Below are 22,155 nucleotides of genomic sequence, written 5' to 3' on the forward strand. Positions count from 1 at the left end.
TGCCGGGCGACAACGTGTCGATCACCGTCAAGCTGATCGCTCCGATCGCCATGGAAGAGGGCCTGCGCTTCGCCATCCGCGAAGGTGGCCGCACCGTGGGTTCGGGCGTCGTGGCCAAGATCCTCGCGTAATCCCGCAAGAGGAATCAAGAACCATGGCTACCAAGCAAAAAATCCGCATCCGCCTCAAGGCCTTCGACTACAAGCTGATCGACCAGTCGGCCGCCGAGATCGTGGACACCGCCAAGCGCACTGGCGCGATCGTCAAGGGCCCCGTGCCCCTGCCGACTCGCATGAAGCGTTTCGACATCCTGCGTTCGCCGCACGTCAACAAGACCAGCCGCGACCAGTTCGAGATCCGCACGCACCAGCGCCTGATGGACATCGTCGACCCCACCGACAAGACCGTGGACGCGCTGATGAAGCTCGACCTGCCGGCTGGCGTGGACGTCGAGATCAAGCTGCAATAAAGCATTCTTCGCTTTGATTCAGCAAAGCCCGAGCGCAGCAATGCGGTCGGGCTTTTTACTTTCATCCTTGTCCCCGAGACAGATGTAGCATGGCTGCCCAAGCAATATCGCGCCCGAAAAGAAGGAATCTGCTGATGAGTTTGGAAGCCAAGGTCCGCGCGGCGGCCGTCTGGGCTGTGATGGGTCTCGCGCTGGCGGGTTGCGGCGGCGGAGGCGGTGGTGGTTCCGGCGGCGGCCCTGCCGTCGCGCTCAGCGGCAAGGTCAGCTTCGACTCGGTGGGCACCGGTGCGCAGGGGGCATTGAACTACGCCGCCATCAGCGCCAAACCGGTTCGCGGCGCCGTCGTCGACGTGCTCGGCGCCAGCGGCGATGCCGTCCTGGCCAGCACCAGCACCGACGATGAAGGCGGTTATTCGCTTCAGGTGCCGGCCCACAGCGCGGTGCGCGTGCGTGTGCGGGCGCAATCCCTGCGCGACGGGCCAGGCCCCAGCTGGAACGTCAGCGTGCGTGACAACACGCAGGCCAACGCCATCTATGCCATGGAGTCGCCGGTTTTCTCGATCGCCGCCGGCGCCGGCATGCGCGATCTGCATGCGCCTTCCGGCTGGGGCGGCGCGCGCTACACCGGCGAACGCGTGGCCGGCCCCTTCGCCATCCTCGACACCACCCAGCGGGCCATGGCCAAGGTGCGTACCGTGGCGCCCGCGGCCAGCTTCCCGCCGCTGCGGGTGTTCTGGAGCCCCGACAACGTGCCCGCCAGCGGCTCGGTGGCGGCGGGCCAGATCGGCACCACCTCCTACACCAACGACAGCGCAGGTGCCGCCATCTACGTGCTGGGCAAGGAGGATGTGGACACCGACGAGTACGACGACTCGGTCATTGCCCACGAATGGGGGCACTACTACCAGCACGCCTTCAGCCGCGACGATTCGCCCGGCGGCCCGCACGGCTTCAACGACCGGCTGGACCAGCGGCTGGCCTTTTCCGAGGGCTGGGGCAACGCCTGGTCCGGCATGGCGCTCGGGAAGTCGCGCTACACGGATTCGATCGGTGTGGGCCAGGGGCCCGGCACCGATATGGACCTCAGCGCCGGCGCCAACAGCCCGGCCGGCTGGTACCGCGAAGCCTCGGTCCAGTCGGTGCTCTGGCGGCTGCACAGCCTGCACGGCTTTGCCGCCTTCCACCAGGCCATGTCGGGGCCCCTGCGCACGATGCCGGCGCTGACCACCATCCATTCCTTTGCCGCGGCCTACGCCGCGGTGCTGCCTTCGAGCCGCTCCGAACTGAGCTCCGCGCTGATGGGCCAGGCGATCAGCGGCGCGACCGATGACCCCTGGGGCACCCAGGAAACCAATGGCGGCGGACTGTCGGACCTGGTGTTGCCGCTGTACAAGCAGTCAAGCGTGGGCGCCGCCGCCCAGGCCTGTGTCAGCAACAGCTTCGGCGCGTACAACAAGCTGGGCAGCTTCGTGTACCTGCGCTACACGGTCCAGACCGCCGGCCGCTACAACGTGACGGTCAACGGGCCGGGCAATGCCGACCCGGATTTCAACGTCTACGCTGGCGCCCGCCTGGCTTCGGCCACCGGCCTCGGCGCGAGCGAATCCCTGGCTGTCAGCCTGCCGGCCGGCGACGTCGTTGTGGCTTTGCATGACGCCAACGACTCGTCCGACAGGACCTGCTTCCAGATCAACGTCCAACCCTGAAGACCATCCGATGCATACGCGAAGCCGCCGCCAGATCCTGGGCATCGCCCTTTCCTCGCTGGCGCTCGTCCCGGCGGGCCACCTGGCATGGGCCAGCGCGGGCTCCGCGCCGGCCGGTGGCAAGACCATGGCGCAGGCGGCCAAGAAGCCCAGCGGTTCCGGGATCGACGTCCGCCACCGCCTCGAGGGAGAGCCGGTGGCCGGACGCGCGACCCGCGTGGTGGTCGTGCTGTCGGGCGTCACCGATCCCGATGCCTCGGTGCGTTTCGCCGCCGACCGGGAGCTGAAGCTGGAGGGCGCCGACGGCACCCCGGTGCGGCTCGAGGCCGGCCGGCCCAGTACCTTCAACCTGACGGTGGTGCCGCAATCGGACGGCCTGCGCTACTTGAACGTCTTCACCACGCAGTACGGCGTCAGCAGTTCCACCTCGATCGCCGTGCAAGCCGGAGCGCCGCCAGCCGCCAAAAGCGACAAGCTCCAAAGCACGCCCAAGGGCGACAAGATCCGTTCGATGCCGGTCAAATAGGGGGCAGGGCGGGGCTCCGCCCCACCCGGGGGTTTTGCTGCGCTTGCGCGAAATAGCTAGCGCAGGCTATAATCCTTGGCTCTGCCTTTTTTGCGCCTTAGTCTTTTTGCTGGGGCGGTGCGGGTAGAGATTTATCAACCTTCTTTCGCGGCGCCTGTAACTCGGTGCCAACGCTGTCGCCAATTGAAGTGGCAGCGGCGGAAGTCTTGGAGAAAAAACCATGAGTCTGAGCAACTCCCTGGGGTTGCTGGGCCGCAAGGTGGGGATGATGCGTCTCTTCACCGATGACGGGGATGCAGTTCCTGTCACGGTGGTGGATGTGTCCAACAACCGCGTGACCCAGATCAAAACCCAAGAGACCGACGGCTACGTTGCCCTGCAGGTGACGTTCGGCGCGCGCAAAGCTTCGCGCGTGACCAAGCCGCAAGCCGGCCACCTCGCCAAGGCGGGTGTCGAAGCCGGTGAAATCATCCGCGAATTCCGCGTCACTGCCGATGCGGCTGCCCAGCACACCGCTGGCGGCGCGATCGCCGTGAGCAGCGTGTTTGCGGTGGGCCAGAAGGTCGACGTGCAAGGCACCTCGATCGGCAAGGGCTTCGCAGGCACCATCAAGCGTCACAACTTCAAGTCGCAGCGCGCGTCGCACGGTAACAGCCGTTCGCACAACGTGCCGGGCTCGATCTCGATGGCGCAGGATCCGGGCCGCGTGTTTCCGGGCAAGAAGATGACCGGCCACATGGGCGACGAAACCTGCACCACGCAGAACCTGGACGTCATCCGCATCGATGAAGCGCGTCAACTGCTGCTCATCAAGGGTGCGATCCCCGGCGCCAAGGGCGGTTTCGTGACCGTCCGTCCGGCCATCAAGGCCAAGGCCGCCGCAGAAGGAGCGAAGTGATGCAACTCGAACTCCTGAACGAACAGGGTCAAGCCGCGTCGAAGTACGACGCCCCCGAGACCGTTTTCGGTCGTGACTACAACGAAGACCTGGTTCACCAGATCGTCGTCGCTTACCAGGCCAACGCGCGCCAGGGCACCCGTGCCCAGAAGGACCGCGAGCAGGTCAAGCACTCGACCAAGAAGCCTTTCAAGCAAAAGGGAACGGGCCGCGCCCGTGCCGGTATGACTTCCTCGCCGCTGTGGCGCGGAGGCGGCCGCATCTTCCCGAACAGCCCGGAAGAAAACTTCACCCAGAAGATCAACAAGAAGATGTACCGCGCCGGCATGGCGTCCATCTTCTCGCAGCTCGCCCGTGAAGGCCGTCTGGCCGTGGTCGATTCGATCAAGGTCGATTCGCCCAAGACCAAGCCGCTGGCCGCCAAGTTCAAGGCGATGAACCTCGAGTCCGTGCTCGTGATCGCCGAGGAAGTCGACGAGAACCTGTACCTGGCCTCGCGCAACCTCGTGAACGTGCTGGTCGTGGAGCCGCGTTACGCCGACCCCGTGTCGCTGGTGCACTACAAGAAGGTGCTGGTGACCAAGGGCGCCGTCGACAAGCTCAAGGAGATGTTCGCATGAGCCGCGTGAACCCCACCCCCGCACAACGTTCGTTCGACGAAGGCCGCCTGATGCAGGTGCTGGTCGCCCCGATCGTGTCCGAAAAGGCCACGATGGTCGGCGAGAAGTCGAATGCCGTCACTTTCAAGGTGCTGCAGGACGCCACCAAGCCGGAGATCAAGGCCGCTGTTGAACTGATGTTCAAGGTCGAGGTCAAGGGCGTGTCCGTCGCCAACATCAAGGGCAAGACCAAGCGCTTCGGCAAGTCCGTCGGCCGCCGCGACAATGTTCGCAAGGCCTACGTCACGCTCAAGCAGGGTCAAGAGCTCAACCTCGTCGGAGAGGGCGCTTAAATCATGGCCGTCATCAAGATGAAACCCACTTCGCCGGGCCAACGTGGCGCGGTGAAGATCTCGCGTGATCACCTGTTCAAGGGTGCTCCGCATGCAGCCCTGCTGGAACCCCAGTTCCAGAAGGCCGGCCGCAACAACAACGGCCACATCACGATCCGTCATCGTGGCGGCGGTGCCAAGCACCACTACCGCGTCGTCGACTTCGTGCGCAACAAGGACGGCATCCCGGCCAAGGTCGAGCGCATCGAGTACGACCCGAACCGTACGGCGCACATCGCTCTGGTGTGCTACGCCGACGGCGAGCGTCGCTACATCATTGCTCCGCGCGGCCTGGAAGCCGGCGCAACGCTGCTGAGCGGTTCGGAAGCCCCGATCCGCGCCGGCAACACGCTGCCGATCCGCAACATCCCCGTGGGCTCGACCATCCACTGCATCGAGCTGCAACCCGGCAAGGGTGCGCAGATCGCGCGTTCGGCTGGTACGTCTGCAACCCTGCTGGCACGCGAAGGCGTGTACGCACAGGTTCGCATGCGCTCGGGTGAAGTTCGCAAGATCCACATCGAGTGCCGCGCCACCATCGGTGAAGTCGCCAATGAAGAACACAGCCTGCGCCAGCTCGGCAAGGCCGGTGTGAAGCGCCACATGGGTATCCGCCCGACCGTCCGCGGTGTGGTGATGAACCCGGTTGACCACCCGCACGGTGGCGGCGAAGGCAAGACTGGCGAAGGTCGTCACCCGGTCGATCCGTGGGGCAACCTCACCAAGGGCTATCGCACCCGCAACAACAAGCGCACGCAAGTCTTCATCGTGTCGCGTCGCAAGAAGTAAGGGACACGTTCATGACTCGCTCTCTCAAAAAGGGTCCGTTCGTCGATCACCACCTCGTGGCCAAGGCCGACAAGGCGGTGACCACCAAGGACAAAAAGCCGATCAAGACCTGGTCGCGCCGCTCGATGGTTCTGCCCGAGTTCATCGGCCTGACCATCGCTGTGCACAACGGCAAGCAACACGTGCCTGTGTACATCACCGACCAGATGGTCGGCCACAAGCTCGGCGAATTTGCGCTCACGCGCACGTTCAAGGGGCACCCCGCGGACAAGAAAGTCCAGAAGAAGTAAGGAACGACCATGTCTGAAACACGTGCAGTTCTCCGCGGCGTCCGCCTTTCGGTCGACAAGGGCCGTCTGGTCGCCGACCTGATCCGCGGCAAGAAGGTTGATCAAGCGCTCAACGTTCTGCAGTTCACGCAGAAGAAGGCCGCTGTGATCATCAAGAAGGTGCTCGAGTCGGCCATTGCCAACGCCGAGCACAACGACGGTGCCGACATCGACGAACTGAAGGTCAAGACCATCTACGTCGAGCAAGGCGCCACGCTCAAGCGCTTCACGGCCCGTGCCAAGGGTCGCGGCAATCGCATCAGCAAGCCCACGTGCCATGTGTACGTGACGGTTGGCAACTAAGTAGGCCTGGAAGACTATGGGACAAAAAATCCACCCGACCGGCTTCCGCCTTGCGGTCAGCCGCAACTGGGCCAGCCGCTGGTACGCCAATGACCGCGATTTCGCGGGCATGCTGGCCGAAGACATCAAGGTGCGCGAGTACCTGAAGAAGAAGCTCAAGAACGCGTCGGTTTCGCGCGTGCTGATCGAGCGCCCCGCCAAGAACGCCCGCATCACGATCTACTCGGCACGTCCGGGCGTCGTGATCGGCAAGAAGGGCGAGGACATCGAGAACCTCAAGCGCGAACTGGGCAAGCAGTTGGGCGTGCCGGTGGCAGTCAACATCGAAGAAGTGCGCAAGCCCGAAATCGATGCACAGCTGATCGCCGACTCGATCACCCAGCAGCTCGAAAAGCGCATCATGTTCCGCCGCGCCATGAAGCGCGCCATGCAGAACGCCATGCGTCTGGGTGCCCAGGGCATCAAGATCATGTCGTCGGGCCGCCTGAACGGCATCGAAATCGCTCGTTGCGAGTGGTACCGCGAAGGTCGCGTGCCGCTTCACACGCTGCGCGCCGACATCGACTACGGCACCTCGGAAGCCAAGACCACCTACGGCGTCATCGGCGTCAAGGTCTGGGTCTACAAGGGTGACACGCTGGGTCGCAACGACCTGCCGGCCGTCGAAACGCCGCGTCCGGACGAAGAGCGCCGCCCGCGCGGTCCCCGCCGTGATGGCCGTCCTGGTGGCGATCGCCCCGGTTCGGATCGTCGTGGTGGTCCGCGCGCCGGTGCCCGTGGCCCGATCGGTGGCAACACCGCTCCGGCCGACGGCAGCGACAAGCCCGCCGAAGCCGGTGGTGCAGACGCCCCGAAACCAGCCGTTAAGCGCGTCCGCAAAGCCGCGCCCGCTGCAGCAGCGGACGGCTCCAAGACCGAGTAATCGGTCTTAGAACTACGGAGTAAGAAACATGCTGCAACCTGCACGCAGAAAGTACCGCAAGGAACAGAAGGGTCGCAACACCGGCGTCGCGACGCGCGGTAACGCCGTCTCCTTCGGTGACTTCGGCCTCAAGTCGATCGATCGCGGCCGCCTTACGGCGCGCCAGATCGAAGCCGCTCGTCGCGCGATCTCGCGTCACGTGAAGCGCGGTGGCCGCATCTGGATTCGAGTGTTCCCCGACAAGCCGATCTCTACCAAGCCCGCAGAAGTGCGGATGGGTAACGGCAAGGGCAACCCCGAGTACTACGTGGCTGAAATCCAGCCGGGCAAGGTGATCTACGAGATCGTCGGCGTGCCCGAAGAACTCGCCCGCGAAGCGTTCCGCCTGGCTGCCGCCAAGCTGCCGCTGCGCACCACTTTCGTCGCTCGCCAGCTCGGCACTTGATCCAGGAGGACATGAACATGGCAACCGGATCCAAGAAGACCGCCAAGGTGAGCAAGGCTGTGGCCCTGCGCGAAAAAGACGTGACTGGCCTGCAAACCGAAATCAAGGACCTGCAGAAGGCCCATTTCGGCCTGCGCATGCAGAAGGCCACGCAACAGCTGAGCAACCTGTCGCAGCTGCGCGTGACGCGCCGCGACATCGCTCGCGCCAAGACCATTCTTGCCCAAAAGCAAGAGCAAGCCGCCAAGTAAGGAGTGAACATGACGGAAGCTAAAAAATCCCTCAAGCGCACCCTGATCGGCAAGGTCGTCAGCGACAAGCGCGCCAAGACCGTGACCGTGCTGGTCGAGCGTCGTGTCAAGCACGAGCTCTACGGCAAGATCGTGGCCAAGACCAGCAAGTACCACGCCCATGACGAAAATGGCGTGTACAAGCTGGGTGACGTCATCGAGATCACGGAAAGCCGTCCGATCTCGAAGACCAAGAACTGGGTCGCCACGCGCCTGGTCGAAAAGGCTGCCATCGTCTAAGACGATCAGCGCTTCGCTTGTCCGCCGCCTGACGGCGGACGCAAAAACGGCCCACAATGTGGGCCGTTTTCTTTTTTTCGGAGCACATACATGATCAAGGTTGGCGACACGCTGCCGCAGGCAACGCTGCAGGAATATTCGGAAGTCGAAGGCGAGGGTTGCAGCATCGGGCCGAATCCGGTCGACGTGGCGAAGGCAACGGCCGGCAAGACCATTGCCTTGTTCGCGCTGCCGGGGGCTTTCACTCCGACCTGCTCGGCCAAGCATGTGCCCGGCTATGTGCAGCACGCGGACGATTTCAAGGCCGCCGGCGTCGACGAGATCTGGTGCGTGAGCGTGAATGACGCCTTCGTCATGGGCGCCTGGGCGCGCGACCAGAAGACCGGCAGCAAGGTGCGCATGCTGGCCGATGGCAGCGCCGACTTCGCCAAGGCCACCGGCCTGACCCTGGACCTGACATCGCGCGGCATGGGCCTGCGCAGCAATCGCTATTCGATGCTGGTGAAAGATGGCAAGGTGGCCGCGCTCAACGTGGAAGGCCCCGGCAAGTTCGAAGTCAGCGACGCCGACACCCTGCTCAAGCAAGCCAAGGGCTAAAGCTCGACTTTCAGGTAGTGCGAGCCCGCGATCGGGTTGTGATAGTAGGGCGGCACTTCCTCGAAACCCAGCTCTTCGTAGAGCGTGCGGGCCGCTTCCATGTCGTCCAGCGTGTCGAGCAGGACGCAGGCGTAGCCGGCGCCGCGGGCGGCATCGAGCACGGCCTCGGCCAGTTGCCGCCCCAGCCCCATGCCACGAAAGGCCGGGCGCACGTACAGCCGTTTCATTTCCGCCGCATTCGGGTAGTCGGCCGCATCCAGGGGCCGCAGCGCGCAGCAGGCCGCCACGTGGGCCGGGCGCCCGTCACCTCGGGTGAGCAAGGGCCCGACGGCGCCGGGCTGCGCGTCGATCAGCGCCAGCAGCAAGGCGCCGCGCGGCTCGGCATAGTCGCCGGGGAGCGCCGCCAATTCTTCTTCGAAATTCTGGAAGCTCAGGTCCACAGTCAGCGAAGCCGCGTACTCGCGCAAGATCGCGCGTGCCGCGTCGATCTCGTGCGCTTCCTCGGCCGTGACGATCACCACATTGGGCGTGTCCGCCAGCGGCAGCGGACGGGAGGCAGAAAAGCTCATAGGCGCAAGGTCGAAATCCAATAGGCGAAGCCCGCGCAGCAGGCAAAGACGAGCAGCGCCAGCAGGCGCGCGGCCGCGTTGTCGCGGCTTTGCGCTGCCTGCTGCGCAAGCAGCTTGTCACCGGAAATCATGGGCTTCACCAGTTGCTGGCGGCGCACGCCCACGTAGAAGAGCACGGCCAGCACATGCAGGACGACCAGCGCCAGGATGATCCACTTGCCCACGGCAACATGCCACGTGCTGGCCAGGCTGACGGTGGCGCTGGAGACGAAGCGGGTCAGTGGTCCGGCGGCAGAGATCTCGTCGTCGGACACCAGGCCGGTGGCCACCTGCGCCGCCAGCACGGCCAGCAGGGCGAACACCGATAGCGCGCCCAGCGGCGTGTGGCCCACCAGGTGGTCCGGCCGCGCGCGTCCGCGCAGGTAGTCCAGCAGCGCGCCGGGCGAATAGACGAAGGCGGCAAAGCGCGACCAATGCCCGCCGATGAAGCCCCAGACCAGCCGGAACAGCAGCAGCGCCAGCAACAGGTAGCCATTGCGGAAGTGCCATTCCATCAGGCCCGACAGGCCGGTGACGAGCTGCCCGATCACCGCCAGCGCCAGCGCCCAATGAAAAATCCGCGTCGGCAGGTCCCACACCCGCACACGCAATGTCGGACCGGCTTCGAGCTCGGTGAAGCCGGTGGACAGGGAGGAAGGGTCGGGCATGAAGCGGGCGGACGCGGCAGTCGGCGCGAGCAAATGGACGAAGGCGCAGATTAACAAAGCTGCGGGGTGCGCTGACTCGGGGTTGTTTCTATGCGCATCCGAAAGGTCCTAAACTGGCTCGCCGGCCGAACCGGAGCGGCGTCCCCACGTTCACAAAAAGAGGTTCACCATGGTCATTCGCCTTGCTTCGCTGCTGCTGGCCACGGCCGGCGCTCTGGTCGGATCCCCGGCCGCCGCCCAATTTGCCAAGACCGAAGATGCGATCAGCTATCGGCAAAGTGCGATGTTCATCCAGAACCAGCATTTCGGCCGGATCGCCGCCATGGCCAACGGCCGCGCGCCCTTCGATGCGGCGGCAGCGGCCGCCAATGCGGAAATCGTGGCCACCGTGTCCAAGCTGCCCTGGCCGGCCTTCGGCGCCGGCACGGAAGGCGGCAAGGCCCGGCCCGAGATCTGGAAGGAGCAGGCCAAGTTCAAGGAGCTGAACGAGAAGCTCCAGGCCGAAACCAGCAAGCTGCAGGTGGTGGCCAAGGGCGGTGACCTGGCTGCGATCAAGGCCCAGGTCGGTGTGGTGGGCGAGACCTGCAAGGCCTGCCACGACGACTTCAGGAAGAAGTAGAAGCCTCCCGGCTTTTCACTGCGCTGCGCTGCGTGTAATTCGCCACCTCCCGAGGAGGGGACCTCACCTGCGGCCCGGCAAAGCCGGTTCCGCGGTGCGGGACTTGAAAAGAGACCTGCTGCGCTGCTGGGCGGCTTTTGCGCTCAGGCTTCGGCGAGGAGCTTTTCGATGAGCTTGTGCAGCTCGGCGAAGTCGGGCTCGCCGACATAGCGCTTGACGATCTCGCCGCGCTTGTTCACCAGGTAGGTGGTGGGGGTGAGTTGTACGTCGCCCCAGGCCTTGGCCACCGCGCCGGTGTTGTCGATCGCCACCTTGAAGGGGAGCTTGCGCGTCTGCGCGAAATTCACGACGTAGGCCGGCGGGTCGTAGCTCATGGCCACGGCCAGGGTGTCGTAGCCCTGCGCCTGGTACTTCTGGAAGGTGGCCGCCACCTTGGGCATCTCGGCCACGCAGGTGGTGCAGCTGGTGGCCCAGAAATTGACCAGCGTGACCTTGCCCTTGAGGTCGTCGGTGCTCTTCTTGCTGCCATCGAGCAGCACAAAAGTGGAGGCCGGCGCAGCAGTCACGCCGGTGTTCAGGTAGACACCCACGCCGACGGCCAGCGCAAGCGCGAGGGCGGCGGCAATGGCAGCGGTCTTTTTCATGGGCGGATGATCGAGCGGAGGCTGCGATTTTAGTTCCCGCGGCCAAGACGTGCCTGGTGCGCGGCGGCCACCATAATGGCGGCCCCATGAGCCTTCCCTCCATGCGGCGCGCCGCCTGCATCGCCGGCGCCGCGGCCCTCCTGGCCGGCGCCTGCAGCCCGGTCTTCAACTGGCGTGAGGTGCCGCTGGGCGGCGACGCCGAACTGGTCGCGTTGCTGCCCTGCAAGCCGGATCGAGCCCAACGGGATCTGCCTTTGGGTGCCCAATCGGTCGCCGTCCGCATGGCCGGCTGTGAAGCCGGCGGCGCCACCTTCGCCGTGGCCCAGGCCAGCGCGGCCGATGCGGCACAAGCCCAGCGCTGGCTGGCCGCCTGGCGCGACCAGGCCCGCGCGCAATGGGCCGGCGGCAGCGTCGACGAGCGCCCGGCCAGCGTGGCGCGGGCGGCAGCCGTTCCGGCGCCGCTGCTTGTCGAGGCCAGCCGGGCGCAGCAGCAGATACGGCTCTTGTGGTTCGCCCATACGCAGCGCAACGGCGCGGTTTCGCTGTATCAGGCCACGGTGCTCGGCGCGCCGTCGGCGCCAGAGGCGGTTCAGACGTTCTTCGAAGGGTTGCGCCTGCCTTGAGGGACCAAGGGAAGCTGTTGATCGGCGGGCGCTCATAATCAGGCAGGCCGCGCTTCCCGCAACGCATGAACAGCATCCTTCTCATCGCCCACGCTCCGCTGGCGCACGCATTGCGCCAGTGCGCGCTGCATGTGTTCCCGGACTGCGAGCAAGACATCGCCGGCATCGATGTGCAGCCCAACGTCTCGCCCGAAGAGACCTTGGCCGCCGCGCGCATCACGCTGGCCCAGTTGCTGGGCCGCTCGCCGCGCGCCAAGGTGCTGGTGCTGGCCGACGTGTTCGGCGCCACGCCCTGCAACGTGGCGCAAAAGCTCGTGGACGGCACCCATTCCAGGCTGGTGGCCGGGGTCAACCTGCCCATGCTCTTGCGCGCCGTGACCTACCGGCACGAACCGCTGGACGCCCAGGTGCAGCGGGCCATCGCGGGAGGCACCTCGGGTGTCATGCAGGTGGCGGTGGCGGCGCCGCAGAATCAGGCAAAAAGAAAGCACAGTGATCAAGAAATCCGTGACCATCAGCAATAAGCTCGGGCTGCATGCACGCGCCTCGGCCAAACTCACCAAGCTGGCAGGCAGTTTTCCCTGCGAGGTCTGGCTCTCGCGCGGCGAGCGCCGCGTCAATGCCAAGAGCATCATGGGCGTCATGATGCTGGCCGCCGGCCTTGGCGTGACCATCGAGCTCGAAACCAACGGCGAGCAGGAACAGCAAGCCATGGACGCGCTGGTGGCCCTGATGGACGACAAGTTCGGCGAAGGCGAATGACGCTCTCGATCCACGGCCTCCCGGTTGCCCGCGGCATCGCCATCGGGCGCGCGGTCATGGTGGTGTCCAGCCGCATCGACGTGGCCCACTACTTCATCAAGCCGCAGGAGGTCGAGGCCGAGATCGACCGCGTGCGCGTGGCGCGAAACGCCGTCACCGAGGAGCTGCACCGGCTGCAGGCCAGCGTGGCGCAGATGGGCCCCAGCGAGGCGCCGCACGAACTGACCGCCCTGCTCGACGTGCACCTGATGCTGCTGCAGGACGAGGCCCTCACCGGCGGCGTCAAGCACTGGATCAGCGAGCGCCTCTACAACGCCGAATGGGCGCTCACCACGCAGCTGGAAATCATCGCCCGCCAGTTCGACGAGATGGAGGACGAGTACCTGCGCGAGCGCAAGGCCGACCTCGAGCAGGTGGTCGAGCGCATGCTGCACCAGATGAAGGGCAGCGCCGCGGTGCTGGCGCCGACCCCGCCGCGTCCGCGCCACAAGCACGCCGACGAAGACGACGGCCCCATGGACGCCGACGCCATCGACGCGCCGCTGGTGCTGATCGCGCACGATCTCTCGCCGGCCGACATGCTGCAGTTCAAGAAGAGCGTGTTCGCCGGCTTCGTCACCGACGTCGGCGGGCGCACCTCGCACACCGCCATCGTGGCGCGCAGCATGGACATCCCCGCGGTGGTGGGCGCGCGCAGCGCCAGCCAGCTGGTACGCCAGGACGACTGGGTCATCATCGACGGCGACAGCGGCGTGGTCATCATCGACCCCTCGCCCATCATCCTGGCCGAGTACGGCTTCAAGCAGCGCCAGGGCGACCTGGAGCGCGGCCGCCTCTCGCGCCTGCGCCACAAGCCGGCCGTCACGCTGGATGGCCAGCGCATCGACCTCCTGGCCAACATCGAGATGCCGGAAGATACGCTGGGTGCGGTGAAGGCCGGCGCCGTCGGCGTCGGGCTCTTTCGCAGCGAATTCCTCTTCATGGGCCGCGAGGCGCAGCAACTCGCCCGCCTGCCCAATGAAGAAGAGCAGTACCAGGCCTACAAGCGCGCGCTCGACGGCATGCAGGGCATGCCGGTGACCATCCGTACCATCGACGTGGGCGCCGACAAGCCGCTCGATGGCAAGCCTGCCTTGCGCGAGGACTCGCACCTCAACCCGGCGCTGGGCCTGCGCGCCATCCGCTGGAGCCTGGCCGACCCGTCGATGTTTCTCACGCAGCTGCGCGCCATCCTGCGCGCGGCGGCGCACGGCGAGATCCACCTCTTGATCCCGATGCTGGCCCATGCCAGCGAGATCCGCCAGACCTTGTCGCTGCTCGACTTTGCCCGCGCCGAACTGGACAACCGCGGCGTGGCCTATGGCGTGCTGAAGGTCGGCGCGATGATCGAGATCCCGGCGGCCGCATTGACGCTGCGCACCTTCCTCAAGCACTTCGACTTCCTGTCGATCGGCACCAACGACCTGATCCAGTACACCCTGGCGATCGACCGCGCCGACGAATCGGTGGCGCACCTGTACGACCCGGCGCACCCGGCCGTGCTGCGCCTGGTGGCCGACACCATTGCCGAATGCCGGCGCCAGGGCAAGCCCGTGAGCGTGTGCGGCGAGATGGCGGGCGACGTCAACTTCACCCGCTTGCTGCTGGGCCTGGGCCTGCGCAGCTTTTCGATGCATCCCTCGCAGATCCTGGCCGTCAAGCAGGAAGTGCTGCGCGCCGACATCGGCAAGCTGGAAGCCTGGGCGCAGGGCGTGATCGACGCCGAAGACCCGGCGGCGGCCATGGCGCTCAAGGCTTCCTGAATTTTTTTTTGCGCCCGCCGTCGACATAAAACGAAACACGCCGAAACGGCGGCGAAAGGACATGGCGGCGCTGGCCGCGCAGCATCGGGCCTTCTCAACGACCAGCGAAGAGAAATGGACCCCATCCTCGCCATGCGCGCCTTCGTGCGCGTTGTCGAATCCGGCAACTTCACCCGGGCGGCAGAATCGCTCGCCCTGCCCAAGGGCACGGTCACCAAGCAGATCCAGTCGCTGGAAGAGCGGGTGAAGTCGCAGCTGCTCAATCGCAACACCCGGCGTGTGGCGGTCACGCCAGACGGCGCGGCCTACTACGAACGCGCCGCGCGGCTGCTAAGCGACTTCGACGACCTCGAAGCCGGCATGTGCAACGCCCAGGCCAGTCCGCAGGGAAGGTTGCGGGTCGACGTAGGCTCCGCCACCGCCAAGCTCTTGATCGTTCCGAGCCTGCAGTCTTTCTGCGACCGCTACCCGGATATCCAGGTCGACCTTGGAGTGACCGACCGACCGGTGGACCTCTTGGGCGAGAACGTGGACTGCGTGATCCGCGTCGGCCGCCTGACCGACCCCTCGCTGGTGGCCAGGCGCATCGGCCAATTTCCCTTTGTCACGGTGGCGTCGCCCGGCTACCTGGGGCGCTACGGCGTGCCGCAGCATCCGCGCGACCTGGAGAAGCGCCACCATGTGGTGGGCTTCTTCAAGGCCAGCTCGCGGCGCAATCACCCGCACGAATTCAGCAAGGGCGACGAACATCACGTACTGAGCCTGCCCTATCGGATATCGACCAACGAAGCCAACGCGCACGTTGCCGCGGTGCTGGCGGGCTTCGGCATCTCGCAGGTGGTGAGCTTGCAGGCGGCGCCCTACCTGAACAGCAGGCAGCTGGTGCAGATCCTCCCGGACTGGGAGCGGGAACCCCTGCCGGTGCACGTCGTCTATCCACCCAATCGGCATCTCAGTTCCAAGGTGCGTGCCTTCGTCGACTGGGCCGCCGAGCTGTTTGCCGCGCATCCCCATCTGCGTCGGGTGCCTGGGCCGCCGCATCCGCTGGCCGACATGCGCCAGGCGGTCGCGGCCTGAACGCCAGGCATCGGCGGGCGACATAAAACGAAACACGCCGAAACTGCGGCGAAAGGACTTGGCGGCGCTGTCCGCGCAGCATCGAGTCTTCCCAATCTCTTCTTGAAAGACTGCCATGCAATCTTGGATTCGACGCTCTCTTTTCGGCGTGGCCGGCCTGGCCCTGGTGGCCGGTACCCTGGGCGGCTGCGCCAACTACCGCGAACGCGGCTGGCACGGCGACTCGGCCGAGTTCCGGGCCAAGATGGTCGAGCGGGTGAGCAGCAAGCTCGAGCTCGACGCCCTGCAAAAGCAGAAGCTCGGCGTGCTGGCCGACAAGCTGCAGGCGCAGCGCGAAGCCATGCGTGCCGGCAGCGACCCGCGCGCGCAGTTCCGCCAGCTGTTCGCCGGCAACAAGCTGGATCAGGCCGGCGCCGCCAAGCTGATCGAGGAAAAGACCGCCGCGGTGAAGACCGGCAGCCCCGAGGTGATTGCCGCCGCGGCCGACTTCTTCGACAACCTGCGGCCCGAACAGCAACAGCAGGTGCGCGACTTCATGGACCGCCGCGGCCGCGGTCGCTGGGGCCGCCATGGCTGAGACCGCCGGCGGCGGCGTGCGCCTGCTGCTGCGCGCCGAAGGGCTGGCACTGCTGGCCCTGGCCGCCGTCGTCTATGCGCGCTTCGGCGGCGAATGGAGCTTTTTCGCGTTGACCTTCCTGCTGCCCGACCTGGCCTTGCTGGCCTACCTGGCGGGGCCGCGTGCCGGTGCCGCGGCCTACAACGCCGCGCATTCGCTGCTCGTTCCGGCCGCACTGCTCGCGCTGGGGCTGCTGGCCGACCTGGGTCCGGCCTTCGACCTGGGCTTGATCTGGACCGCCCACATCGGCCTGGATCGCGCCCTGGGCTTTGGCCTCAAGTACGCGCGCGGCTTTGCCCACACGCACCTGGGCCAGTTGGGGCCGGCCGATCCATGGTGAAGGACGCAGGAGCGAAGGCGTGACAGACAATCGCGCCATGCCCCGCATCCTGCTGATCGACGACGACGAACACCTGGCGCCGCCGCTGGCCAGCTACTTCGCTCGCTTCGACTTCGTGCTCGACAGCGCATTGCGCCCGAGCATTGGCCTGGCCAAGTTGCGCGGCGGCGGCTACGACGCCGCCATCCTGGACGTCATGCTGCCCGAGATGGATGGCTTCGCGCTGTGCCGCGAGATCCGCAAGCAAAGCGACATCCCGATCGTGATGCTCACCGCCCGTGGCGAGGTGATGGACCGGGTGGTGGGCCTGGAGCTGGGCGCCGACGACTACCTGCCCAAGCCCTTCGAGCCGCGCGAACTGGTGGCCCGGGTGCAGACCATCCTGCGGCGTCAGCGTGCGGCCGCAGCGGCCGCGCAGCCGGCGGCCGGCGCGAGTGCGTCGCGCCGCGTCTTCGATGGCCTCACGATCGACCTGGACAAACGCGAGGTGCAGCGCCATGGCGAGCCGGTGGAGCTCACCGGCACCGAGTTCGAGCTGCTGGCCTTGCTGGCCAGCGAACCCGGCAAGGTCTTCGGCCGCGACGACATCCTGAATCGCCTGCGCGGCCACGAGGCCGAGCTTTACTCGCGCGCGGTCGACATCGTGATCAGCCGTCTGCGCAAGAAACTGGAGCCGCTGGACTGCATCAAGACCCTGCGCAACGCCGGCTACGCGCTGGCGGTCGGAAAGAGCGGCGCGGCGTGAGGAAGAGCGAGCCCGGGTCGGAAAAACGCCATCCCCACGGCCGGACCTGGCACCGGCGCTGGCGCCACTCGCTGCGCCTGCGCCTGGTCACCATGTTCGTGCTGCTGGCGCTGGCCATGACGGCGGTGTTCATGGGCGGCATGCGCGGCGTCTTTGCCAGCGGCTGGCGCGAGGCGGCAAAACCGCTGATTGCCGACTACGTGGACCGGCTGACGGCCGAGATCGGCTCGCCGCCCGAAGTCGCGCGCGCCCAGGCGCTCACCCAGCGCCTTCCGCTGGCGGTGCGCATCGAAGGGCCCGCGGTGAACTGGGAATCGCATCCGGGCAGCATGCGGGGACGCGGCTTCGATTCGCCGGCCAGCGCTTTCTTCAGCCGCACGACGGCCGATGGCCATCGCGTCAGCTTCGGCCTGGGCACGCTGCCCTGGCAGCGCGGCCCGCACCGCATCGGCTGGTACACCCTGGTCGGTTTGCTGCTGCTGATCCTGGTGGCCTTTTTCTTCGTGCGGCGCCTGCTGCGGCCGCTGGACGACATCCGCGACGGCGCCCAGCGCTTTGGCCGCGGCGAGTTCGAAAAGCCCATTCCGATCCGCCGCAACGACGAGCTGGGCGACCTGGCGCAGCGCATCAACACCATGGCACGCGACATCCACGGCATGCTCGACGCCAAGCGCGCCCTCCTGCTGGCGCTGAGCCACGAGTTGCGCTCCCCGCTGACCCGGGCGCGCCTGAATGCCGAGCTGCTGCCCGCCACGCCGGAAGGCCAGGCCGAGCGCGACGCCCTGCTGCGTGACCTGGGCGAGATGCGCGACCTGATCAGCGACCTCCTGGAAAGCGAGCGCCTGGCCAGCCCGCACGCGGCGCTGCTGCGCGAGCACGTCGACCTGACCGCCCTGGTGCACGACGTGGTCGCCGACCTGCCGCACGCGGACGAAGTCGAGCTGGACCTGTCGCCCGACGTGCCGCCGATGACGCTGGACCGCACCCGCATCCGCCTTCTGCTGCGCAACCTGCTGGACAACGCGGTGCGCCATGGCGGCCTGTCCGCCGGCGCCAGCAAGCCGCCGCTGCTGTCGCTGCGGCGCGTGCAGGGCGCAGTGGAGATCGAGGTGCGCGATTTCGGTCCCGGCGTGGACGAAGCGCAGCTGGAGCACCTGTCCGAGCCTTTCTTTCGCACCGACAGCGCACGCCAGCGCGCCACCGGTGGCGTCGGCCTGGGCATGTACCTGTGCCGGCTGGTGACGCAGGCGCACGGGGGCAGCTTCCTGCTGCGCAGCGCCAATCCTGGCCTGTCGGTGCTGGTGCGGCTGTCGCTTTCGTAACCGCGGGGCGGCGGTCGCCGCTCTACCATGCGCGTCCGGGCGTTCCTGCCCGAATGGAGACAACGCACATGAGCAGCATCAGCAGCACCGCCCCCGCCAATCATCAAGTGCGCCTGGCCAAGCGGCCGGAGGGCACGCCCAAGCGCGACGACTGGTCCTTCACCACCGAAGCGGCCGGCGAACCGGCCGAAGGCGGCGTGCTGGTGCAGACCCTGTCGCTCTCGCTCGACCCGGCCATGCGCGGCTGGATGAACGAGGGCAAGAGCTACATCCCGCCGGTGGAGCTGGGCGCCGTGATGCGCGCCGGCGGCATCGGCCGCGTGGTCGCTTCGCGCAACCCGGACTTCGCCGTGGGCGACATGGTCTATGCCTCGCTGGGCGTGCAGGAGTACTGCCTGATCCCGCAAGAAGAGATCAAGCGCAGCGGCCTGGTGAAGATCGACTTGCGCGCCGGCAGCATCGGCCAGTGGCTCAACGTGCTGGGCATGCCCGGCATGACCGCCTACTTCGGCCTGATGGACGTCGGCCTGCCGCAGCCCGGTGAAACCGTAGTCGTCTCTGGTGCGGCAGGTGCCGTCGGCCAGACGGTCGGGCAACTTGCCAAGATCAAGGGCTGCCGCGTGGTCGGCATCGCCGGCGGCGCGGCCAAGTGCGACTGGGTGGTCAAGGAGCTGGGCTTTGATGCCTGCATCGACTACAAGGCCGGCCCGGCCGCGGTGCGCGAAGGCCTGAAGGCCCACTGCCCCAAGGGCGTCGACATCTATTTCGACAACGTCGGCGGCGAGATCCTCGATGCCGTGCTGGCGAAGCTGGCGCGCGGCGCGCGCATCATCATCTGCGGCGCCATCAGCCAGTACAACAACACCACGCCGGTGCAGGGCCCGAAGAACTACCTGAGCCTGCTGGTGAACCGCGCCCGCATGCAGGGCATCGTGGTGTTCGACTACGCCGACCGCTACCACCTGGCGGTGACGGAGTTGGCCGGCTACCTGAAGGACGGCCGCATGAAGAGCAAGGAAGACGTGGTCGACGGCGGCGTTGCCGCCTTCCCCGAGGCGCTGCTGCGGCTGTTCACCGGCGAGAACTTCGGCAAGCTGGTGCTCAAGGTTTCGGACTAAAGCCGCAGCAGCAGCGCCGACGGCGCACACACCACCAGGAAGGGGAAGCTGATGCGGTGGAACCTGGCGATGCCGTGTGGCAGGCGTGCCAGGCGCAGCGCGATCAGGTTGGCCAGCGAGCCGATCGCGCAGCCGAAGCCGCCGACGCTGACCCCCGCCGCCAGGGCCGGCAGGTCGTGCACGTAGCGCTCCAGCAGGATGGCCGCCGGCACGTTGCTGATGAACTGCGACGTGAGCACGGCCGCCAGGTAGGCGCGCCAGCCTTCGCCGATGGGCAACTGCGAGGCCCAGTTCGCCAGCACCGGCAGCTCGGCCAGCTGGCGCAGGTCGATGAACATCAGCGCGATGATCGCCAGCAGCGCCCAGTCGATGCCCAGCAGCACGCGCGGCCGCAGCAGCAGGAAGGTCAGCAGGACGAGCCCCAACCCCCAGGGCAGCCAGCCACGGTCCAGCGTGATCACGAAAGCCACGAAGAGCGCCGCCGACAGCGCCAGCAGACGCGGTTCATGCGGTGCCGATTCGGCCCGCGGACGCAGCGTGATGGGCGTGTTGGGCGTCAGCAGCCACACGGCGACCGCCACCCAGAACAGCATGACGGCTACGGTCGGCGCCATCATCGCCATGAAGCCCAGGAAGCTCTCGCCCGAGCGGTGCCACAGGAAGAGGTTCTGGGGGTTGCCGATCGGCGTCAGGGCCGAACCCGCGTTCACCGCCAGCGCCTCCAGTACCACCAGCTGCAGCAGCGGCAGATGGGCCTGGGCGGCCAGCACGCGTGTCAGCGGCACCAGCAGGAACAGGCTGACGTCGTTGGTGAGCAGGGCCGAGAGCAGGGCGGCACTGGCCGTGAGCACCAGCGCCAGGCTGCGCAGGTGCGTGGTGTGGGTCAATAGGCGCGCGGCCGCCAGCTGCAGCATGCCGCTCTTCTCCACGCCCTGGGTGATGGCCAGCAGCCCGGCCAGCGCACCCATGGTCTGCCAGTCGACCAGGCGCAGGTAGTCCAGCGGCGCGCGCGGTCGCAGCAGCGCGAAGCCGATCGCCACCGCCAGCAGGATCCACAGCAGGCGGTTGCCGCCGCCGGCGTCGATCGCATGGTCCGATGTGAGCGGTAGCTGTAGCTTGGCGCGGTCGGTCGCCATAGGTCCGCTCAGGCGAAGTCGCCCGCGGCCAGACGATCGCGAAGCTCGCGCTTGAGCACTTTGCCGATGGCGCTGCGCGGCAGCTCGTCGACCAACACCAGGCGCGACAGGCGCTGGGTCTTGCCGAGCTGCGCGTTGGTCCATTGCAACAGCGCGTCGGCATCGAGTTCGGCGCCGTTCCTGCGCACCGCGAAGCCCACCGGCGTCTCGCCCCAGTCCTCGGAAGGCACGCCCACGACCGAGGCTTCCAGCACGGCCGGGTGCTGGCGCAGTACAGCCTCCAGGTCGCTCGGGTAGATGTTGAAGCCGCCGCTGATGATCATGTCCTTCTTGCGGTCGAACAGGGTGAGAAAGCCATCGGCGTCGAAGCGGCCGATGTCGCCGGTGCGGATGAAGCGCTTGCCGTCGGGCGCGAACCATTCGGCTTCGCGCGTCTTCTCGGGCTGGCGGTGGTAGCCGGTCATCATGCCGGCCGAATGGCCAACCACTTCGCCGGCCTCACCGCGCGCCACCTCGCGACCGGCCTCGTCGATCAGGCGGATGTCGCTGCCCTCGGCGGGCTGGCCCACGGTGTGCAGCTTGTCCGGATGGAGATGCGCCTCCAGGATGCAGGTGCCGCCGCCCTCGGTCATGCCGTAGAACTCGACCAGCCCGCCGGGCCAGCGCTTCCGCACATCGGCCTTGAGCGCGGCGTTGAAAGGGGCGCTGGTGCTGAACTTGTACTGAAAACTCGACAGGTCATGGGCATCGAAGTCCGGGTGCGCCATCAGCCGCTGGTACTGCACCGGCACCAGCATGGAGTGGGTCACGCGCTGTGCCTGCGCCAACCGCAGGTAGCGGCCGGCGTCGAACTTGGCCATCAGGCTCACGCAGCCGCCGAAGGCCAGGGTCGGGAAGAACACCACCAGTGTGGTGTTGGAGTACAGCGGTGTCGACAGCAGCGTGACCGTCTGCGGCCCGTACTCGTACTTGGCGCCGCGCCGCACATGGGCCCAGCGCATGCCGTGGCCCTGCACGATGCCCTTGGGCTCGCCGGTGGTGCCGGAGGAATAGATGATGTTGAAGGGCGTGCCGGCTTCGATGTGTGCCGGCGCCGGCTGAGCGCCGGCCGGCGCCAGCCAGGATTCGAAGTCGCCGTCATCCAGCGCGATGCGGCGCACGCCGACGGGCACCGCGGCCAGCAGCTCGGCGGTGCTGGCGTCCATGAACAGCAGGCGCGCATCCGCGTCTTGCACCATGCGCGCCAGGCTGGCCGGGGTGGAACTGGGCGCCAGCGGCGCCACCGCCACGCCGGCGCGCAGCGCGCCCAGGAACAGGGCCGCGTAGTTCACCGAGGAAGCGGCGCACACGGCCACCGCGTCACCGGTCTTCAGGCCGCCTTGCTGCAGGGCCGTGGCCACGCGGTCCATCAGCGCATCGAGCTGCGCGTAGCGCAAGGTGCGCGCGTCGTCGCGCAGGGCAGGGTGCTCGGGGCGCTGCCCGGCATGCAGGCGGATCAGCTCGGCAATGGTGCCGAAGTCTTGGGCAATGGCGGTGCTGGCGAGGTCAACGGGTTCGGTCATAGGCCCCG

General features: G+C 66.9%; 31 protein-coding genes. 26 read left to right on the plus strand and 5 right to left on the minus strand.

What is annotated here, in order from left to right; genetic code table 11:
* The 15 genes from ACIPRI_RS25160 to ACIPRI_RS25230 form a co-directional block, all read left to right on the plus strand.
* Nucleotides 1-131 (plus strand): EF-Tu C-terminal domain-related protein (locus ACIPRI_RS25160; RefSeq protein ID WP_446624325.1); only part of this gene is annotated, 131 nt, incomplete at its 5' end.
* A gap of 23 nt (nt 132-154) precedes the next feature.
* Nucleotides 155-469, plus strand: coding sequence for a 30S ribosomal protein S10 (rpsJ, locus tag ACIPRI_RS25165; protein WP_028250951.1), 315 nt, complete (start codon nt 155-157; stop codon nt 467-469).
* A gap of 134 nt (nt 470-603) precedes the next feature.
* A complete protein-coding gene (locus ACIPRI_RS25170; RefSeq protein WP_446624244.1) occupies nt 604-2,175 on the plus strand; it encodes a hypothetical protein in 1,572 nt (523 codons plus the stop codon).
* Between the two features lie 10 nt (nt 2,176-2,185).
* Nucleotides 2,186-2,701, plus strand: coding sequence for a hypothetical protein (locus tag ACIPRI_RS25175; RefSeq protein ID WP_446624245.1), 516 nt, complete (start codon nt 2,186-2,188; stop codon nt 2,699-2,701).
* A 220-nt stretch (nt 2,702-2,921) separates the two neighbouring features.
* Nucleotides 2,922-3,599 (plus strand): 50S ribosomal protein L3, encoded by a 678-nt coding sequence (gene rplC / locus ACIPRI_RS25180; RefSeq protein ID WP_446624246.1) that lies wholly within the window; start codon nt 2,922-2,924, stop codon nt 3,597-3,599.
* Complete coding sequence (rplD, locus tag ACIPRI_RS25185; protein WP_446624247.1) at nt 3,599-4,219, plus strand: 50S ribosomal protein L4; 621 nt, start codon at nt 3,599-3,601, stop codon at nt 4,217-4,219. Before rplC ends, rplD begins: the two co-directional genes overlap by 1 nt.
* Complete coding sequence (gene rplW / locus ACIPRI_RS25190) at nt 4,216-4,551, plus strand: 50S ribosomal protein L23 (protein ID WP_446624248.1); 336 nt, start codon at nt 4,216-4,218, stop codon at nt 4,549-4,551. Before rplD ends, rplW begins: the two co-directional genes overlap by 4 nt.
* A gap of 3 nt (nt 4,552-4,554) precedes the next feature.
* Nucleotides 4,555-5,379 carry a 50S ribosomal protein L2 gene (gene rplB / locus ACIPRI_RS25195; RefSeq protein ID WP_446624249.1) on the plus strand — a complete coding sequence of 275 codons (825 nt, stop codon included), beginning with the start codon at nt 4,555-4,557 and terminating at the stop codon, nt 5,377-5,379.
* Between the two features lie 11 nt (nt 5,380-5,390).
* Complete coding sequence (gene rpsS, locus ACIPRI_RS25200; protein WP_007838132.1) at nt 5,391-5,669, plus strand: 30S ribosomal protein S19; 279 nt, start codon at nt 5,391-5,393, stop codon at nt 5,667-5,669.
* Between the two features lie 9 nt (nt 5,670-5,678).
* Nucleotides 5,679-6,011, plus strand: a complete 333-nt coding sequence (gene rplV / locus ACIPRI_RS25205; protein ID WP_007838134.1) for a 50S ribosomal protein L22 — start codon at nt 5,679-5,681, stop codon at nt 6,009-6,011.
* 16 nt (nt 6,012-6,027) lie between these two features.
* A complete protein-coding gene (rpsC, locus tag ACIPRI_RS25210; protein ID WP_446624250.1) occupies nt 6,028-6,933 on the plus strand; it encodes a 30S ribosomal protein S3 in 906 nt (301 codons plus the stop codon).
* A 28-nt stretch (nt 6,934-6,961) separates the two neighbouring features.
* Nucleotides 6,962-7,378, plus strand: a complete 417-nt coding sequence (gene rplP, locus ACIPRI_RS25215; RefSeq protein ID WP_446624251.1) for a 50S ribosomal protein L16 — start codon at nt 6,962-6,964, stop codon at nt 7,376-7,378.
* Nucleotides 7,379-7,395: 17 nt separating this feature from the next.
* Nucleotides 7,396-7,629 carry a 50S ribosomal protein L29 gene (gene rpmC / locus ACIPRI_RS25220; protein ID WP_446624252.1) on the plus strand — a complete coding sequence of 78 codons (234 nt, stop codon included), beginning with the start codon at nt 7,396-7,398 and terminating at the stop codon, nt 7,627-7,629.
* 9 nt (nt 7,630-7,638) lie between these two features.
* A complete protein-coding gene (rpsQ, locus tag ACIPRI_RS25225; RefSeq protein ID WP_446624253.1) occupies nt 7,639-7,908 on the plus strand; it encodes a 30S ribosomal protein S17 in 270 nt (89 codons plus the stop codon).
* A 90-nt stretch (nt 7,909-7,998) separates the two neighbouring features.
* Nucleotides 7,999-8,505, plus strand: coding sequence for a redoxin family protein (locus ACIPRI_RS25230; protein WP_446624254.1), 507 nt, complete (start codon nt 7,999-8,001; stop codon nt 8,503-8,505).
* On the opposite strand, the gene ACIPRI_RS25235 is transcribed toward ACIPRI_RS25230, so the two are convergent.
* Nucleotides 8,502-9,074, minus strand: a complete 573-nt coding sequence (locus ACIPRI_RS25235) for a GNAT family N-acetyltransferase (protein ID WP_446624255.1) — start codon at nt 9,072-9,074, stop codon at nt 8,502-8,504. The genes ACIPRI_RS25230 and ACIPRI_RS25235 overlap by 4 nt on opposite strands.
* Complete coding sequence (locus ACIPRI_RS25240) at nt 9,071-9,781, minus strand: cytochrome b/b6 domain-containing protein (protein WP_446624256.1); 711 nt, start codon at nt 9,779-9,781, stop codon at nt 9,071-9,073. The genes ACIPRI_RS25235 and ACIPRI_RS25240 overlap by 4 nt, the downstream gene beginning before the upstream one ends.
* Nucleotides 9,782-9,950: 169 nt before the next feature.
* Here ACIPRI_RS25240 and ACIPRI_RS25245 point away from each other — a divergent pair, with 169 nt between their 5' ends.
* The gene (locus ACIPRI_RS25245; RefSeq protein ID WP_446624257.1) at nt 9,951-10,400 is read left to right on the plus strand and encodes a c-type cytochrome; all 450 of its coding nucleotides are present in this window, start codon (nt 9,951-9,953) and stop codon (nt 10,398-10,400) included.
* A 143-nt stretch (nt 10,401-10,543) separates the two neighbouring features.
* Here ACIPRI_RS25245 and ACIPRI_RS25250 read toward each other — a convergent pair whose 3' ends face one another.
* Nucleotides 10,544-11,044 (minus strand): TlpA family protein disulfide reductase, encoded by a 501-nt coding sequence (locus ACIPRI_RS25250; protein WP_446624258.1) that lies wholly within the window; start codon nt 11,042-11,044, stop codon nt 10,544-10,546.
* A gap of 86 nt (nt 11,045-11,130) precedes the next feature.
* Between ACIPRI_RS25250 and ACIPRI_RS25255 the strand changes: the two genes are divergently transcribed.
* The 10 genes from ACIPRI_RS25255 (at nt 11,131) to ACIPRI_RS25300 (ending at nt 19,449) form a co-directional block, all read left to right on the plus strand.
* Entirely contained in the window at nt 11,131-11,667 is a 537-nt protein-coding gene (locus ACIPRI_RS25255) for a hypothetical protein (protein ID WP_446624259.1), read from the plus strand.
* A 65-nt stretch (nt 11,668-11,732) separates the two neighbouring features.
* Complete coding sequence (locus ACIPRI_RS25260) at nt 11,733-12,191, plus strand: PTS sugar transporter subunit IIA (RefSeq protein ID WP_446624260.1); 459 nt, start codon at nt 11,733-11,735, stop codon at nt 12,189-12,191.
* Nucleotides 12,160-12,429 (plus strand): HPr family phosphocarrier protein, encoded by a 270-nt coding sequence (locus tag ACIPRI_RS25265; protein WP_446624261.1) that lies wholly within the window; start codon nt 12,160-12,162, stop codon nt 12,427-12,429. Before ACIPRI_RS25260 ends, ACIPRI_RS25265 begins: the two co-directional genes overlap by 32 nt.
* The gene (ptsP, locus tag ACIPRI_RS25270) at nt 12,426-14,231 is read left to right on the plus strand and encodes a phosphoenolpyruvate--protein phosphotransferase (protein WP_446624262.1); all 1,806 of its coding nucleotides are present in this window, start codon (nt 12,426-12,428) and stop codon (nt 14,229-14,231) included. The genes ACIPRI_RS25265 and ptsP overlap by 4 nt, the downstream gene beginning before the upstream one ends.
* Nucleotides 14,232-14,345: 114 nt before the next feature.
* Entirely contained in the window at nt 14,346-15,308 is a 963-nt protein-coding gene (locus ACIPRI_RS25275) for a LysR family transcriptional regulator (protein ID WP_446624263.1), read from the plus strand.
* 115 nt (nt 15,309-15,423) lie between these two features.
* Complete coding sequence (locus ACIPRI_RS25280; RefSeq protein WP_446624264.1) at nt 15,424-15,885, plus strand: Spy/CpxP family protein refolding chaperone; 462 nt, start codon at nt 15,424-15,426, stop codon at nt 15,883-15,885.
* Nucleotides 15,878-16,264 (plus strand): DUF4260 family protein, encoded by a 387-nt coding sequence (locus ACIPRI_RS25285; RefSeq protein WP_446624265.1) that lies wholly within the window; start codon nt 15,878-15,880, stop codon nt 16,262-16,264. Before ACIPRI_RS25280 ends, ACIPRI_RS25285 begins: the two co-directional genes overlap by 8 nt.
* Nucleotides 16,265-16,301: 37 nt before the next feature.
* Complete coding sequence (locus ACIPRI_RS25290) at nt 16,302-17,009, plus strand: response regulator transcription factor (RefSeq protein ID WP_446624266.1); 708 nt, start codon at nt 16,302-16,304, stop codon at nt 17,007-17,009.
* Nucleotides 17,006-18,331, plus strand: a complete 1,326-nt coding sequence (locus ACIPRI_RS25295; RefSeq protein WP_446624267.1) for an ATP-binding protein — start codon at nt 17,006-17,008, stop codon at nt 18,329-18,331. Before ACIPRI_RS25290 ends, ACIPRI_RS25295 begins: the two co-directional genes overlap by 4 nt.
* 68 nt (nt 18,332-18,399) lie before the next feature.
* Nucleotides 18,400-19,449, plus strand: coding sequence for an NADP-dependent oxidoreductase (locus ACIPRI_RS25300; protein WP_446624268.1), 1,050 nt, complete (start codon nt 18,400-18,402; stop codon nt 19,447-19,449).
* On the opposite strand, the gene ACIPRI_RS25305 is transcribed toward ACIPRI_RS25300, so the two are convergent.
* Together ACIPRI_RS25305 and ACIPRI_RS25310 are read right to left on the minus strand one after the other, a co-directional pair.
* Entirely contained in the window at nt 19,446-20,585 is a 1,140-nt protein-coding gene (locus tag ACIPRI_RS25305; RefSeq protein WP_446624269.1) for an SLC13 family permease, read from the minus strand. The two genes, ACIPRI_RS25300 and ACIPRI_RS25305, sit on opposite strands and share 4 nt — an antisense overlap.
* 8 nt (nt 20,586-20,593) lie before the next feature.
* Nucleotides 20,594-22,147, minus strand: a complete 1,554-nt coding sequence (locus tag ACIPRI_RS25310; protein ID WP_446624270.1) for a class I adenylate-forming enzyme family protein — start codon at nt 22,145-22,147, stop codon at nt 20,594-20,596.
* Nucleotides 22,148-22,155 lie beyond the last annotated feature (8 nt).

The sequence above is a fragment of the Variovorax sp. LARHSF232 genome (assembly GCF_052871435.1).

Excerpts from the sequence above, each read along its gene's own strand:
- ACIPRI_RS25285 (WP_446624265.1), top strand. The coding sequence starts at position 15,878 with ATGGCTGAGACCGCCGGCGGCGGCGTGCGCCTGCTGCTGCGCGCCGAA.
- rplC (WP_446624246.1), top strand. The coding sequence starts at position 2,922 with ATGAGTCTGAGCAACTCCCTGGGGTTGCTGGGCCGCAAGGTGGGGATG.
- ACIPRI_RS25305 (WP_446624269.1), bottom strand. The coding sequence starts at position 20,585 with ATGGCGACCGACCGCGCCAAGCTACAGCTACCGCTCACATCGGACCAT.
- ACIPRI_RS25235 (WP_446624255.1), bottom strand. The coding sequence starts at position 9,074 with ATGAGCTTTTCTGCCTCCCGTCCGCTGCCGCTGGCGGACACGCCCAAT.
- rpsC (WP_446624250.1), top strand. The coding sequence starts at position 6,028 with ATGGGACAAAAAATCCACCCGACCGGCTTCCGCCTTGCGGTCAGCCGC.
- ACIPRI_RS25290 (WP_446624266.1), top strand. The coding sequence starts at position 16,302 with ATGCCCCGCATCCTGCTGATCGACGACGACGAACACCTGGCGCCGCCG.
- ACIPRI_RS25310 (WP_446624270.1), bottom strand. The coding sequence starts at position 22,147 with ATGACCGAACCCGTTGACCTCGCCAGCACCGCCATTGCCCAAGACTTC.
- rpsJ (WP_028250951.1), top strand. The coding sequence starts at position 155 with ATGGCTACCAAGCAAAAAATCCGCATCCGCCTCAAGGCCTTCGACTAC.
- ACIPRI_RS25260 (WP_446624260.1), top strand. The coding sequence starts at position 11,733 with ATGAACAGCATCCTTCTCATCGCCCACGCTCCGCTGGCGCACGCATTG.
- ACIPRI_RS25175 (WP_446624245.1), top strand. The coding sequence starts at position 2,186 with ATGCATACGCGAAGCCGCCGCCAGATCCTGGGCATCGCCCTTTCCTCG.
- rpmC (WP_446624252.1), top strand. The coding sequence starts at position 7,396 with ATGGCAACCGGATCCAAGAAGACCGCCAAGGTGAGCAAGGCTGTGGCC.
- ptsP (WP_446624262.1), top strand. The coding sequence starts at position 12,426 with ATGACGCTCTCGATCCACGGCCTCCCGGTTGCCCGCGGCATCGCCATC.
- ACIPRI_RS25240 (WP_446624256.1), bottom strand. The coding sequence starts at position 9,781 with ATGCCCGACCCTTCCTCCCTGTCCACCGGCTTCACCGAGCTCGAAGCC.
- rplB (WP_446624249.1), top strand. The coding sequence starts at position 4,555 with ATGGCCGTCATCAAGATGAAACCCACTTCGCCGGGCCAACGTGGCGCG.
- rplP (WP_446624251.1), top strand. The coding sequence starts at position 6,962 with ATGCTGCAACCTGCACGCAGAAAGTACCGCAAGGAACAGAAGGGTCGC.
- rplD (WP_446624247.1), top strand. The coding sequence starts at position 3,599 with ATGCAACTCGAACTCCTGAACGAACAGGGTCAAGCCGCGTCGAAGTAC.
- rplV (WP_007838134.1), top strand. The coding sequence starts at position 5,679 with ATGTCTGAAACACGTGCAGTTCTCCGCGGCGTCCGCCTTTCGGTCGAC.
- rpsS (WP_007838132.1), top strand. The coding sequence starts at position 5,391 with ATGACTCGCTCTCTCAAAAAGGGTCCGTTCGTCGATCACCACCTCGTG.
- ACIPRI_RS25230 (WP_446624254.1), top strand. The coding sequence starts at position 7,999 with ATGATCAAGGTTGGCGACACGCTGCCGCAGGCAACGCTGCAGGAATAT.
- ACIPRI_RS25275 (WP_446624263.1), top strand. The coding sequence starts at position 14,346 with ATGGACCCCATCCTCGCCATGCGCGCCTTCGTGCGCGTTGTCGAATCC.
- ACIPRI_RS25170 (WP_446624244.1), top strand. The coding sequence starts at position 604 with ATGAGTTTGGAAGCCAAGGTCCGCGCGGCGGCCGTCTGGGCTGTGATG.
- ACIPRI_RS25255 (WP_446624259.1), top strand. The coding sequence starts at position 11,131 with ATGAGCCTTCCCTCCATGCGGCGCGCCGCCTGCATCGCCGGCGCCGCG.
- ACIPRI_RS25280 (WP_446624264.1), top strand. The coding sequence starts at position 15,424 with ATGCAATCTTGGATTCGACGCTCTCTTTTCGGCGTGGCCGGCCTGGCC.
- rpsQ (WP_446624253.1), top strand. The coding sequence starts at position 7,639 with ATGACGGAAGCTAAAAAATCCCTCAAGCGCACCCTGATCGGCAAGGTC.
- ACIPRI_RS25250 (WP_446624258.1), bottom strand. The coding sequence starts at position 11,044 with ATGAAAAAGACCGCTGCCATTGCCGCCGCCCTCGCGCTTGCGCTGGCC.
- ACIPRI_RS25300 (WP_446624268.1), top strand. The coding sequence starts at position 18,400 with ATGAGCAGCATCAGCAGCACCGCCCCCGCCAATCATCAAGTGCGCCTG.
- rplW (WP_446624248.1), top strand. The coding sequence starts at position 4,216 with ATGAGCCGCGTGAACCCCACCCCCGCACAACGTTCGTTCGACGAAGGC.
- ACIPRI_RS25245 (WP_446624257.1), top strand. The coding sequence starts at position 9,951 with ATGGTCATTCGCCTTGCTTCGCTGCTGCTGGCCACGGCCGGCGCTCTG.